Here is a 12980-nt window from a genome sequence, read left to right as displayed (position 1 = left end):
ACGAATCCACATTTAGGTAAGTGGCTGGGCTGCGGCGCCCTTTTTCTATTTGGGCAGGATGAAGACGATTAGGCGCTGCAGAGTCCGGAATTTTCAGGCATGCGCCGTCAGCCGCTCGCCGGCAATACGGTAGGAAATCGCTTCGGCAAGATGGATGCGCCCGACGGTTGGTTTATCATCGAGATCGGCAAGGGTTCGAGCGACTTTCAGAATGCGATGATAGCCGCGGGCGGAGAATTTCATCTTCTCGGCCGCGTCGCGCAGCAATTGCAGGCCGGCGGCATCCGGCTCGGCGATGGTCTCGATCATCGCTGTCGAGCATCGGGCGTTGGTGCTGACATCCTTCATGCCGGCTCGTTCGAAACGTTCGCGCTGCCGTTCGCGGGCTCGGGCGACGCGTAGCGCGACATCGGCGCTACTTTCCGAAGCTGTCGGCCGGATAAGGTCTGCGGCGGAGACCGCCGGCACATCGATGCGGATATCGATACGATCGAGCAGCGGGCCGGAAATACGCCCTTGATAATCGGAGGCGCAGCGCGGTCCCCGCGCGCAGGTGTGACCCGGCTCACCGGCCATGCCGCAGCGGCACGGGTTCATTGCCGCTACGAGCTGGATGCCGGCCGGATAGGAGACGCGATGGTTCGCTCTTGCGATAACGCATTCGCCGGTTTCCAGCGGCTGGCGCAGCGCATCGAGCGCCTGCGGCGAAAACTCCGGCAACTCGTCGAGGAAGAGAATGCCGTGATGGGCGAGTGAGACTTCGCCTGGCCTAGCGCGAAGGCCACCGCCGACGAGCGCCGCCATGGTGGCGGAGTGATGCGGCGCGCGATAGGGCCGCCGGTCCGAGAGCTTGCCGCCGGAAAGCTGGCCGGCGATCGAATGAATCATCGACACCTCCAGCAGCTCGTTCGTCGACAGGGGTGGCAGGATGGACGGCAGGCGCGAGGCGAGCATCGACTTGCCGGAACCGGGCGGTCCGACGAACAGCAGATTGTGTCCGCCTGCGGCCGCAACTTCCAAGGCGCGCTTGGCGCTTTCCTGCCCCTTGATATCGGCAAGGTCAGGCAGATTGGCCGCACTGGCACGAACGGACGGTTCCGGCCGCAACAGGACCTGCGTGCCGCGGAAATGATTGGCGAGCGCGATCAGGCTGCGCGGCGCCAGAATGTCGATCTCCTTGCCCGCCCAGGCGGCCTCCGGCCCGCTCTCGGCCGGGCAGATCAGCCCCTTGCCCATGGCGTTGGCGGCGATCGCCGCAGGAAGCGCGCCGGCAACGGGCGCGATCGTGCCGTCGAGATTGAGTTCGCCGATGACGGTGTAGGACGAAAGCGCATCGGCTGGGATCGCACCCAGCGCCGCCATCAGGCCGAGCGCGATCGCAAGGTCGAAGTGACTGCCCTCCTTGGGCAGATCAGCCGGTGCAAGATTGACGGTGACCTTCTTCGGCGGCAAAGCGAGACCGGAGGCATGCAAAGCTGCCTGAACCCGCTCCCGGCTCTCAGCCACAGCCTTGTCGGGTAAGCCGACAATATGCATCAGCACCTTGCCCGGCGCGATCATCACCTGCACTTCGACAGGTACGCCCTCAATGCCCTGAAACGCCACCGTACTGACGCGCGCTACCATGCCCTATCCCCTGTCGCCGAACCGTTTGCCGTTACGTGCCCCGACCGGCAAACTTCGGGTTGCAATCTGGCACAAGACAAGGAATGAAACAAGAACAATAAACGAACAAAAACTTCCTCGGGATGTTGACATCATCGACGTCCCGGGGTGACCACGATCGTCCGGCGAAAACGTGGAGGAAACTGCCGATCAGGCCCTCTTGGCTTCGATCGCATCCCAGAGCAGGCTGGCAATATCGGCGCCGCCGAAGCGCTTGACTTCGCGGATGCCGGTCGGCGACGTCACGTTGATCTCGGTCATGTAGTCGCCAATGACGTCTATGCCGACAAGCAGGAAGCCGCGCTCCTTGAGGGCCGGTCCAATGCGCTTGCAGATTTCCTGTTCGCGCGCGGTCAGCTCGGTCGCTTCGGCGCGGCCGCCGACATGCATGTTGGAGCGGGCGTCATGCTCGGCCGGCACGCGGTTGATCGCGCCGACGGCCTCGCCGTCGACGAGGATGATGCGCTTGTCGCCCTTGCGCACGTCGGGTAGATATTGCTGCGCAATGAAGGGCTCGCGGAAGAGCTGGCCGAACATTTCGAGCAGGGACGACAGGTTGCGGTCGTCGCGCGTCGAATGGAAGACGCCGGCACCGCCGTTGCCATAGAGCGGCTTCAGGATGATATCGCCCATCTCGTCGCGGAAACGGCGGATTTCAGCCGGATCGCGCGTGATCAGCGTCTTCGGCATGAGATCGGCGAATTCGGTGACGAAGATCTTTTCGGGCGAATTGCGCACCCATGCCGGATCGTTGACGACAAGCGTCTTCGGATGGATGCGCTCGAGCAGATGCGTCGAGGTGATATAGGCCATGTCGAAAGGCGGGTCCTGGCGCAGCAGCACCACGTCCATGGTCGAGAGATCGACGCGCTCGGGATCGCCGAGCTCGAAGTGATCGCCCTTGACATCGCGCAGGACCATCGGCTCGACGGAGGCATAGATCTTGCCGTCGCGCATGCTCAGCCGCTCGGGCGTGTAATGGAAGAGCTTATAGCCGCGGTTCTGCGCCTCAAGGCTCATGGCGAAGGTGGAGTCGCCCGCAATGTTGATACTCCGGACATGGTCCATCTGGACCGCAACATTCTTGATACCAGCCATAGTCAGCCCTCGCTCGATTTGCGGACAGATGTAGGTCGGCCTGCCTGCAAACGCAACGGCTATTCAAGGGCTTCCGTCAAGCATGTCTTCGTGCGGAACCTCTTTCGTCAGGGCCGGCCACGCTCAGGCGGCCAGGCCCTGCGTGCTGCCCTGGCGGACGAGGTTGCGCAGGCGATAGGCCATGGTCAAAGGCTTCGGAAACGGCTTGCGCAGAAAAGCGACCTTGCGAAGATAGCGGTCGATGCGCCATGTCGCCCAGGTGCCGCCGGCAAAATAGGCGACATCGCCGGCATGCAGCGTGCGCTCGACACCGTCTTCCGTAGTGATATGCACCTCACCCTCAAGGATCATCACGGTTTCGTCCCAGCCGAAATACCAACGGAACTCGCCTGCGGTGCAATCCCACAGCGCCGTCATCGCGGCATCGTCCTGCCCGCGCGAGTGCTCGGCGATGCGGGCAACGGGATTGCCCGACAAGATCCAGGAGGGTTCGATCGGCGAGGACTTCATTTCCATGTCGCCGCTGGCGCCCGCCACGAAGCTCTTCGACTGCGGCATCGCGAGTACGACCGGCGCGGCACGGGTGGCAAAGGCCGCCATGCTCGCCAACATCAGTTTCAAGACCATGCAATCCCCCAAAATTCCATGTGCGTCTGCAATCTCATCGCATGGAAGAGGTAACGGCAGGGTTCATGAAACCGAGTGCATTTTAACGATTGCAGCGGTCAGGCGGAAAAACCCTCGATTGTGCAGACGACCATGTCATGGTCGGAGAGCGGCTTGCCTTCTTCATTTAGGGAGGAAACAAGGTGGCTCTCGCCGATCTTCAAGCCGCGGGCGATGAACCAATCGAGCTTCATGGCGCGATCGGGAAAGCGCGTGATCAGGCTCGGGCGCGTGCTTGCCTGATCGAGCGGGCCACCATGACATTCGAAGCCGCGGCTTTCCGCCATGGCGAACAGCGTATCCGTCGAATAATCGCCGCCGGTGTGATTGCCGGTATTGAGGTCGCCGCCGATCAGAAGCGGCAGACCAGGCGCGAAGGCCTCGACCTCATCGATCAACGCCGCCATCTGCCGCTCGCGATAGGCAGCAGTGGCAACACTTTCCAGATGAACGGAAACCGCGACCATGGGGCCGGCTTCCGTCTCGACGACGGCGCCGACGGCGCAGCGTTCGCCGATGCGCGGCTGCTCATTGCTGTCGTTAAACCAGACGGCCTCGCCGGGCAGGCGGATCATGAAAGCATCCTTCAAAGCGACGGAGGCCATCAGGGCATTGCCGTGAAAACCCTTCTCGTTGAAATCGTCGCGGCAGTAGGAGCGCTCGATTTCCGAACCGAGGCTGAGCTCCAGGAACTCGACGCCATAGGCATGCTTCATGCCGAGTTCACCGGCGATAATCGCGGTCGGATCGCGCTGCTCCGTGCGGGCCATGCCCAGATCCATTTCCGAGAGCAGGATGAGCGGCGCACCGGTTTCCCTCAGCTTGGCCGCGCTTTCCCCAGGAAACAGGCAGCGCTCGAGGTTCCAGGCAGCGACGGTAAAGGGAAAGGACAGAGCCTCGACCGTGGCATCCGTCCCGCCAATGCGCACCGTATTCAGGCAGTGGAGTGACGAAAGCTTCTGGACATGAACGGCCGGGGTCCTTTCAAGCGAAAGGAAGCTCTTGCGCTCCTCCTGCGAGGGAACGGTAAAAGCGGAAACAGTGTTGCGGATCATGGTCGGGCCTGTCGAAATGAACTGAGGAGCGCCGGCGGAGAAATCGCAGGCGCTAGCCGCCCGGCAATAGGCTGATTTTGTGACGGCCCTGTAACGCCCCGCTCAAAACGCGTCCGGAAAATGCTGCGGCCAGCGGCCGGGCAGCATCGCGACAATGTCATAGCGTTGCGACAGGCGGGCAAAATCCGGCTGGCGGGCAAGCCAGAGGTCGCTTGCGGCACGGATGCGCCTTTGCGAAGAGAAGGAAACGGCGTCGATCGCCTCCTGCGCGCCTCGCCGCGATTTCACCTCCACGAAGACGGCGAGATCGCCCTTGCGCGCGACGATATCGATTTCGCCAAGCTTGGTGCGATGGCGGATCGCCAGGATCCGATAGCCCTTGAGCATCAGGAAGGCGGCCGCGAAATATTCGGCGACGTGCCCGCGTCGCCAGGCTTTTTGCCGCTTCAGTTTCTCGCCGGACCCGGGCTTCGTATCAGCCATGGCGCTCCTTCATGCCGAGCAGGCGCTGGTAAAGCTCCTTGCGCGGCAAGCCGGTCAAGCGCGCAGCCTCCGTTGCCGCCTTGGCGGTGGGCATCGCCCCTGAGAGATCGGCGAGGATGGCATCGACATCCGCCTGCGCGGCAACGCTTTCCGCCGGCGGGCCAACGAGCCAGACGATCTCGCCCTTCACATTCTCGACGGCATCATAAAATGCGGCGAGTTCGGAGAGCGTGCCGCGCCGGAATTCCTCGAAGGTCTTCGTCAGCTCGCGGCAAACGGCGCCTGCGCGCTCACCGCCCAGCACATCGGCAGCGGCGGCAAGGGTAGCGGCAATGCGATGCGGCGATTCAAAGAAGATGAGGGTTGCGGGCACGGCTGTCAGCTCCGCGAGACGATCGCGGCGGCCCTTGTCCTTGGCGGGCAGGAAACCGGCAAAGAAGAAGGCGTCGTTCGGCAGGCCGGAGCCGACGAGAGCAGCCAGCGGCGCCGAGGCGCCGGGAATGGGTACGACCTTGTATCCCGCCTCGATTGCCTGCACCGCAAGCCGATAGCCGGGATCGGAGACGAGCGGGGTGCCGGCATCGGAAACCAACGCTACCGACCGTCCCGCTTCCAATGCCTGCAGCAGCCGGGGGCCTGCCTCATCGGCATTGTATTCGTGATAGGCATAGGGCTTGTTCTGGATGCCATAGCGGTCGAGCAGAACGCGCGTCACGCGCGTATCCTCGCAGGCCAGCACGTCAGCACCGGCCAACGTCTCCAGCGCCCTTAGCGTGATATCCCCGAGATTGCCGATCGGCGTCGCAACGAGATAGAGCGCCGGTTCGAGAGGACGGGCCGGGATCTGATTGTTATGCAGGCGGAAACTGCGCATCCCGCCGCCTGATTGTTCTTCGTTCATGCCGGTCCTGAATTCATCTCGGATAGGCAGCCTTTATGGGCGAGGCGCGCCCGGACGGCAAGAGCGGTGCAATTCCTGTGGAGCATTGCCGACGAAATGGCGAATTGGCGCTCGGCAATTGATCCATACCTCTTGCATTCGGATGGAGAAGTCTGCCAAGTTGCCTGTCCAATCTTTCGGGCCTTGTCCGAAAACATGTCGCTCGGGCGCCTCGGGCCGCCCGGCTAGTCACGGTCGAAAGCGGTAGCATCCATGCGTATAACAATTGAGCGGTCGAACCTCCTGAAGTCGCTGAACCACGTGCATCGCGTGGTCGAGCGTCGCAACACGATCCCGATTCTGTCCAACGTGCTGCTCAAGGCCGACGGCACGAATCTCGACATGAAGGCGACCGACCTGGATCTCGAAATCACCGAGGCAACGCCCGCCAATGTCGAACAGGCCGGCGCCACCACGGTTCCCGCGCATTTGCTTTACGACATCGTACGCAAGCTTCCCGACGGCTCGGAAGTTCTTCTCGCCACCAACACCGACGGCAGCTCGATGACGGTCGCCTCCGGCCGCTCGAAGTTCTCGCTGCAGTGCCTGCCGGAATCCGATTTTCCGGATCTCACCGCCGGCAGCTTCAGCCATTCCTTCAAGCTGAAGGCGTCCGATCTGAAGATGCTGATCGACCGCACGCAGTTTGCGATCTCCACCGAGGAGACCCGTTATTACCTCAACGGCATCTTCTTCCACACAATCGAAAGTGGCGGGGACCTGAAGCTCAGGGCTGTCGCCACGGACGGGCATCGCCTCGCCCGTGCCGATGTCAGCGCGCCTTCGGGCTCCGAAGGCATGCCCGGCATCATCATCCCGCGCAAGACCGTGGGCGAACTGCAGAAGCTCGTGGACACGCCGGATGCGATCGTCACCGTCGAAGTCTCCGACGCCAAGATCCGCCTGACCATCGGCTCCATCGTCATGACCTCGAAGCTGATCGACGGCACGTTCCCGGATTATCAGCGCGTCATTCCGGCCAACAACGACAAGGAAATGCGGGTCGATTGCCAGAGCTTCGCCCAGGCCGTCGATCGCGTATCGACGATCTCTTCGGAGCGCGGGCGCGCAGTGAAGCTCGCCCTTTCCGACGGCCAGCTGCTGCTCACGGTGAACAATCCGGATTCAGGCAGTGCGACGGAAGAAGTCGCCGTCGGCTATGAGATGGACCCGATGGAAATCGGCTTCAACGCCAAGTACCTGCTCGACATCACCGCACAGCTTTCCGGCGACGCGGCTATATTCCTGCTGGCCGATGCCGGCTCGCCGACGCTCATCCGCGACACGGCCGGCGACGACGCGCTTTATGTGCTGATGCCGATGCGGGTGTAGAGCATGATGCCAAAGAGTGTGAGCGGTTTTCGGACGACATCATGCTCCACTTTTTTGAATCATGAGCCGGATGATTCCGGACCGAACAGACCTGGAATCATCCGGCTCATGGGAAACCAAAGCGCTCTTTCATGCGTTTATGCAACGCAGGGGCGCTTTTATTTGATCCTTTGTCGGTTGCGACATTTTCTCTTGTTATTGCGTCATTTCGTTGCAAGATCCTAGAGAAGCAATATGTAAGTCGCTACGATAAAATCTGGTGGGGAAGAGCATGGCGCTGCGTCTCAAGGAACGGCTTGGCAAGAAATTCGACGAGGAAATTCGTTTCTTCAAGGGCATGATGCAGGGCCCCAAGACGGTTGGCTCGATCGCCCCCACCTCGTCGATCACGGCCCGCAAGATGGCGAGCGTCATAAACCCGCAATCGGGCCTGCCCGTTCTGGAGCTCGGACCGGGAACCGGAGCGATTACCAAAGCTATCCTCGGACGGGGCATAGAGCCGCAGAAACTTATCGCCATCGAATATTCCACCGACTTCTACAATCATCTTGTCCGCCGTTATCCCGGCGTCAATTTCATCAATGGCGACGCCTTTGATCTCGATAAGACGCTGGGCGTACTGCGCGGCCAGACTTTCGATTCCATCGTCTCGGGCATTCCCCTCCTCAATTTCCCGATGAAGGCGCGCGTCGCGCTTCTCGAAAGCCTGCTGGATCGCATACCGCCCGGACGGCCGGTGGTGCAGATCTCCTACGGCCCGGTTTCGCCGATCATCGCCAAACCGGATCGATACCATATCCGCCATTTCGACTTCATCGTGCGCAACATTCCGCCGGCCCAGCTCTGGATCTATAGCCGCGGCTGAGCCAACCGCTGGAACAACCCATGTACGCTCTTTATATTACGCACCCGCAGGTGCGCATCGATCCCGCCGTGCCCGTGCCGGAGTGGGGCTTATCCGAAACAGGGGCCGAGCGGGCGCGGCTGGCGGCAAGCCGGCCCTGGGCGGGCAAGCTCGGCCTCATCGTTTCCAGCGGCGAGCGCAAGGCGATCGAAACGGCGGATGCTTTGGCGACGGCAAGCGGCGCGCCGATCGAGGTCATCGAAGCCATGCATGAAAACGACCGCAGTGCCACGGGCTTCCTGGCGCCGCCGGAGTTCGAAAAGGCGGCGGACTGGTTCTTCGCCAATCCGCATGAAAGCTTCAAGGGCTGGGAGCGCGCCATCGATGCGCAGGCGAGAATCGTCTCGAATGTCGAGGCCGTTCTTGCGCGGCACGATCCGAACGTGCCGATCGCCTTCGTCGGCCATGGCGGCGTCGGCACGCTGCTGAAATGTCATCTGCAAGGAAAGCCGATCGCGCGGCAGGGCGATCAGCCGCCGGGCGGCGGCAATCTTTTCTGTTTCGATCTTGCGAAGCGCGCCGTCTCATGCGACTGGACACCCATGGAAGACTGGATGGGATGGGCTTGATATGACCGCACGCGACCGCTTGATCGTTGGACTGGATGTTCCAAACCTTCAGGAGGCCGAGAAAGTGGTCGGCGCCCTCGGCGACGATATTCTCTACTACAAGATCGGCTATCAGCTCGCCTTTGCCGGCGGCCTCGAATTCGCCCGCGATCTGGCCGCCAGCGGCAAGAAGATCTTCTTGGACATGAAGCTGCTCGACATCGACAATACGGTCGCCTCCGGCGTGGAGAATATCGTCAAGATGGGCATGTCGATGCTGACGCTGCACGCCTATCCGAAGACGATGAAGGCGGCTGTCGAAGCCGCCAAGGGTTCCGGTCTCTGCCTGCTCGGCGTCACGGTCCTGACTTCCATGGACGAAGGCGATCTCATCGCCGCCGGCTATGAATATGATCCGCATACGCTGGTGCTGCGCAGGGCCGAACAGGCGCATCTCGCCGGCATGGGCGGCATCGTCTGCTCGGCCGAGGAGTCCGCCGCCGTCCGCAAGGTCATCGGGCCCGATATGGCGCTGGTGACACCCGGCATCCGTCCGGCCGGCAGCGACAAGGGCGACCAGAAGCGGGTGATGACGCCTGCCGACGCCATCAAGGCCGGTTCGAGCCATCTCGTCGTTGCAAGGCCGATCGTCAAGGCGGCCGATCCGAAAGAGGCGGCCCGCGCCATTCTCGCCGAGATCGACGCGGCAATCTAAACGACCAGAACAAACAGGGAGGAAAACATGCCAAAGGGATATTGGATCGCGCGCGTGGATGTCCGCGACCCCGAGCGCTATAAGGATTACGTCGCCGCCGCGAAGCCGGCCTTCGAGAAATATGGCGCGAATTTCCTTGCTCGCGGCGGTGCGTTCACGCCGCTTGAAGGACAGGCGCGCGGCCGTAATGTCGTTATCGAATTTCCGTCGCTGCAGCACGCCGTCGATTGCTACAACTCGCCGGAATACCAAATCGCGGCCAAAATCCGGCAGCAGGTGGCAGATGCCGAAATGGTCGTCGTAGAAGGGGTTTAAACCCCTTGAAAAACCGACGCTGCAATGCAGCGCGATAGCACTTCACCTCGGCGCGCGGATCGGCTAAGACGAAACCAGATAAGCCCAATCAAAGCCTTTCGAGGAGCCTGCCATGACCCTGTCCAACCTCCCGCCGCTCGTCACTGTGTTCGGAGGATCAGGTTTCATCGGGCGGCACGTCGTGCGTGCGCTTGCCAAGCGCGGCTATCGCATCCGTGTCGCTGTTCGCCGTCCCGATCTTGCCGGCTTCCTGCAGCCGCTTGGCAATCTCGGCCAGATTTCGCTCGTTCAGGCCAATGTGCGCTACCGTAACTCCATCGACCGTGCCGTCGAAGGCGCACAGCATGTCGTCAACTGCGTCGGCATTCTCGCCGAAAGCGGCCGCAACACGTTCGATGCCGTACAGGAATTCGGCGCCAAGGCGATTGCGGAAGCCGCCCGCGGCGCCGGCGCCTCGCTGACGCATATTTCGGCACTTGGCGCCGATGCCAACTCGCCTTCGGCCTATGCCCGAACCAAGGCACGCGCCGAAACCGCCATCCTGTCGATCAAGCCGGATGCAATCATCCTGCGCCCCTCGATCGTCTTTGGGCCTGAAGACGAATTCTTTAACAAATTCGCCGATATGTCCCGCACCGCGCCCTTTCTGCCGCTGATCGGCGGCGGCAAGACGAAATTTCAGCCGGTCTATGTTCAGGATATCGCGGAAACCGTCGCCCGCAGCGTCGACGGCAAACTGAAGCCCGGCACGACCTATGAGCTCGGCGGTCCTGAGGTCCTTTCTTTCCGCGAATGTCTCGAGACGACGCTTGCCGTCATCAATCGGAAGAAGTCGTTCGTCTCCATCCCCTTCGGCCTGGCTTCTCTGATCGGCTCGGTCGCATCGCTGGTGCCGCTCATCACGCCGCCGATCACCGCCGACCAGGTAACGTTGCTGAAGAGCGACAATGTCGTTTCCAAGCAGGCGGAAGCGGAAGGACGCACCCTGAAGGGCATAGGCCTGCTGCCGACACTGCTGGTCTCCGTGCTGCCGTCCTACTTGGTGCGTTACCGCCCGCAAGGCCAGTTTACAGGTTCCGGCAAAGCCGCCTGACGATTCGGCATTCCACGAAATCCATGCGCCGCACGGCTTTGCCGGGCGGCGTTTTTTGTTGCTCCTTAACGACGGAAACCGGTCCGGCGGGCTGGCAACGCACCGCCATTCACAGCTCAGCGTTGCTCAAAAGACGCAGTGCGGAAATAGTAGCATTAACGCCAAATTTAATATGAACATTTATTGCTATTGCTCATTCCACTGACTAACACAGCCGCGCGTCTCAGGCTTGGATAATGAACCGGTCCGCGGCGCGCTTCACACTTCTGCGGAAAGGCATTCTTCGATGGGCAAGTCTATCGCGCTTCTGTTTGCGTGCGCGGCACTGGTGATTCTCGCAGGCTCGTTCGTGGCCCGCGGCAGCATCGCCTCGATCAAGGGCGAATGTGCGCCGGCCTACGGCGTCGATCCCTGCACGACGGGTTCCATCGACACGTCCTCGCGGAACTGACCGTTATGAAAAAGGCCGGGGTTTGACCGGCCTTCATTTTTTCAGGATATCCAGCGCCAACGATCGGTCTCAGCCGAAATAGAGACCGATGAGACCGATTGCGCCGACGGCAATGCGCCACCATGCGAAAGGGGCGTAACCACGGCGCGATACGAAGTCGAGCAACGCGCGCACGACAAAGAGCGCCGAAATAAACGCCATCACGAAGCCGATGACGATCAGCTGACCATCAGCGACGCTAAGATCATGGCGGCTCTTCCACAAATCTAGCGTGAAGGCGCCGACCATCGTCGGCATGGCGAGAAAGAAGGAAAATTCAGCGGCGGAACGCTTGTCGGCACCGAGCAGCAGGGCGCCGACGATGGTGGAACCGGAGCGCGACGTTCCCGGAATCATGGCCAGGCACTGGAAGAAGCCGATCTTGACCGCCATCGGCCAGGAAAATTCATAGGCGCTGGTGTATTTCGGCTTGAACTCGATCTTGTCGATGACGAGCAGGACGATGCCGCCCAGGATCAGTGAGATACAGATGATCTTCGGCGAATCGAACAGCACCGTCTTGATGAAATCATGCGCCAGCGCCCCGATAACGGCAGCGGGGAGAAAGCCGAAGAGGACGGCGAGCACGAAGTGACGAGCCTTGGTGCTGACGGGCAGCACCTTGGCGATCTGGACGAGGCGATTGAAATAGACGAGCAGGATGGCGAGAATCGCGCCGAGCTGGATCAAAACTTCAAAAGTACCGGCCGACTTGAAGCCGAGAAAATGTCCGAGCAATATCAGATGGCCTGTCGAGGAGACCGGAATGAACTCCGTAAGCCCCTCCACAAGGCCTAAAACCAACGCGATAACAATTTGTTCAGCCATATCGTGTCCTTTGTCTAACGGCAGGGCGGCCCGATTCGCTTGTGCAAACTAGGCCAAGATCCTATAGCTTCAACCGATGACAAATGACTAGGGTCGCAGGATCGCGACCCAAAAGACTTCCATAGCATCAATCAGAAACACCCGAGTACCAATGCCGACGCTGTATCATCACCCAATGTCATCTTCCTCCCGGTTCGTTCGTCTGATCCTGACGGAATATGGCTATCAGACGGAGCTGATCGAGGAACAGACCTGGGAAAAGCGGCGCGATTTCCTGGCGCTGAATCCCGCCGGCACCCTGCCTGTCTACGTCGATGACAGCATGCGGGCGCTCTGCGGCGCCTCGGTTATTTCCGAATATCTCGACGAGACGCATGGCGTTCTGAAGCGCGACCGCCGGCTTCTCGCCGAAGATCCGTTCCAGCGCGCCGAAATCCGCCGGCTGACGGAATGGTTCATGCAGAAGATGGAGCAGGATGTCACGCGGCCGCTGACGCGCGAACGCGTGTTCAAGCTGCAGATGACCGCCGAGCAGGGCGGCGGCGCGCCCGACTCCAAGGTCATGCGCATGGCGCGCGGCAATATCCGCCAGCATATGAAATATCTGTCTTGGCTGGCGGGCTCGCGGCAGTGGCTCGCCGGCGAGCGACTGAGCTATGCCGATCTTGCCGCCGCGGCTTCGGTTTCCGTGCTAGACTATCTGGGTGAGATCGACTGGGCGGAATCGCCGGTTGCCAAGGAATGGTATCAGCGGCTGAAGTCGCGCCCGTCCTTCCGGCCGATCCTGGCGGAGCGCGTGCGCGGTGTCACTCCGGTTTCGCACTACGCGGATCTGGATTTCTGACGAG

Annotated in this window: 15 protein-coding genes; 8 read left to right on the top strand and 7 right to left on the bottom strand. The window is 61.3% G+C overall.

Features of this window, described 5'->3' with window-relative positions:
• Positions 1–93: 93 nt before the first annotated feature.
• From C7U61_RS01635 to rsmI, 6 genes are all read right to left on the bottom strand, one after another.
• Positions 94–1626 (bottom strand): YifB family Mg chelatase-like AAA ATPase, encoded by a 1533-nt coding sequence (locus tag C7U61_RS01635; RefSeq protein ID WP_106996397.1) that lies wholly within the window; start codon positions 1624–1626, stop codon positions 94–96.
• A 189-nt stretch (positions 1627–1815) separates the two neighbouring features.
• On the bottom strand, positions 1816–2763 hold the full coding sequence (gene gshB / locus C7U61_RS01630; protein ID WP_106996396.1) for a glutathione synthase: 948 nt from the start codon (positions 2761–2763) through the stop codon (positions 1816–1818).
• Between the two features lie 123 nt (positions 2764–2886).
• The gene (locus C7U61_RS01625; protein ID WP_106996395.1) at positions 2887–3390 is read right to left on the bottom strand and encodes a cupin domain-containing protein; all 504 of its coding nucleotides are present in this window, start codon (positions 3388–3390) and stop codon (positions 2887–2889) included.
• A 98-nt stretch (positions 3391–3488) separates the two neighbouring features.
• Positions 3489–4484, bottom strand: a complete 996-nt coding sequence (locus C7U61_RS01620; RefSeq protein WP_106996394.1) for an endonuclease/exonuclease/phosphatase family protein — start codon at positions 4482–4484, stop codon at positions 3489–3491.
• A gap of 102 nt (positions 4485–4586) precedes the next feature.
• Positions 4587–4967, bottom strand: a complete 381-nt coding sequence (locus C7U61_RS01615; RefSeq protein ID WP_106996393.1) for a YraN family protein — start codon at positions 4965–4967, stop codon at positions 4587–4589.
• A complete protein-coding gene (rsmI, locus tag C7U61_RS01610; protein ID WP_106996392.1) occupies positions 4960–5868 on the bottom strand; it encodes a 16S rRNA (cytidine(1402)-2'-O)-methyltransferase in 909 nt (302 codons plus the stop codon). Before rsmI ends, C7U61_RS01615 begins: the two co-directional genes overlap by 8 nt.
• Positions 5869–6120: 252 nt before the next feature.
• Between rsmI and dnaN the strand changes: the two genes are divergently transcribed.
• The 7 genes from dnaN (at position 6121) to C7U61_RS19420 (ending at position 11265) form a co-directional block, all read left to right on the top strand.
• A complete protein-coding gene (gene dnaN, locus C7U61_RS01605) occupies positions 6121–7239 on the top strand; it encodes a DNA polymerase III subunit beta (protein WP_106996391.1) in 1119 nt (372 codons plus the stop codon).
• A gap of 271 nt (positions 7240–7510) precedes the next feature.
• Positions 7511–8104, top strand: a complete 594-nt coding sequence (pmtA, locus tag C7U61_RS01600) for a phospholipid N-methyltransferase PmtA (protein WP_106996390.1) — start codon at positions 7511–7513, stop codon at positions 8102–8104.
• Positions 8105–8124: 20 nt separating this feature from the next.
• Entirely contained in the window at positions 8125–8712 is a 588-nt protein-coding gene (locus C7U61_RS01595) for a histidine phosphatase family protein (protein WP_106996389.1), read from the top strand.
• A 1-nt stretch (position 8713) separates the two neighbouring features.
• Complete coding sequence (gene pyrF, locus C7U61_RS01590) at positions 8714–9406, top strand: orotidine-5'-phosphate decarboxylase (protein WP_106996388.1); 693 nt, start codon at positions 8714–8716, stop codon at positions 9404–9406.
• 27 nt (positions 9407–9433) lie between these two features.
• Positions 9434–9721: a DUF1330 domain-containing protein gene (locus C7U61_RS01585; protein ID WP_075856622.1), complete on the top strand. Its 288-nt coding sequence runs from the start codon at positions 9434–9436 to the stop codon at positions 9719–9721.
• A gap of 112 nt (positions 9722–9833) precedes the next feature.
• Complete coding sequence (locus C7U61_RS01580) at positions 9834–10814, top strand: complex I NDUFA9 subunit family protein (RefSeq protein ID WP_106996387.1); 981 nt, start codon at positions 9834–9836, stop codon at positions 10812–10814.
• Positions 10815–11100: 286 nt separating this feature from the next.
• Positions 11101–11265: a hypothetical protein gene (locus C7U61_RS19420; protein ID WP_181315766.1), complete on the top strand. Its 165-nt coding sequence runs from the start codon at positions 11101–11103 to the stop codon at positions 11263–11265.
• A gap of 69 nt (positions 11266–11334) precedes the next feature.
• Here C7U61_RS19420 and C7U61_RS01575 read toward each other — a convergent pair whose 3' ends face one another.
• A complete protein-coding gene (locus C7U61_RS01575) occupies positions 11335–12132 on the bottom strand; it encodes an undecaprenyl-diphosphate phosphatase (protein WP_106996386.1) in 798 nt (265 codons plus the stop codon).
• A gap of 151 nt (positions 12133–12283) precedes the next feature.
• Here C7U61_RS01575 and C7U61_RS01570 point away from each other — a divergent pair, with 151 nt between their 5' ends.
• The gene (locus C7U61_RS01570; protein WP_106996385.1) at positions 12284–12976 is read left to right on the top strand and encodes a glutathione S-transferase family protein; all 693 of its coding nucleotides are present in this window, start codon (positions 12284–12286) and stop codon (positions 12974–12976) included.
• The last annotated feature ends 4 nt before the right edge of the window (positions 12977–12980 follow it).

This window comes from Rhizobium sp. JAB6, assembly GCF_003024605.1.
GTDB lineage: Bacteria > Pseudomonadota > Alphaproteobacteria > Rhizobiales > Rhizobiaceae > Rhizobium.
Note: the sequence above shows the minus strand (reverse complement) of the source record. Positions and strands in the feature narration are given on the sequence as shown.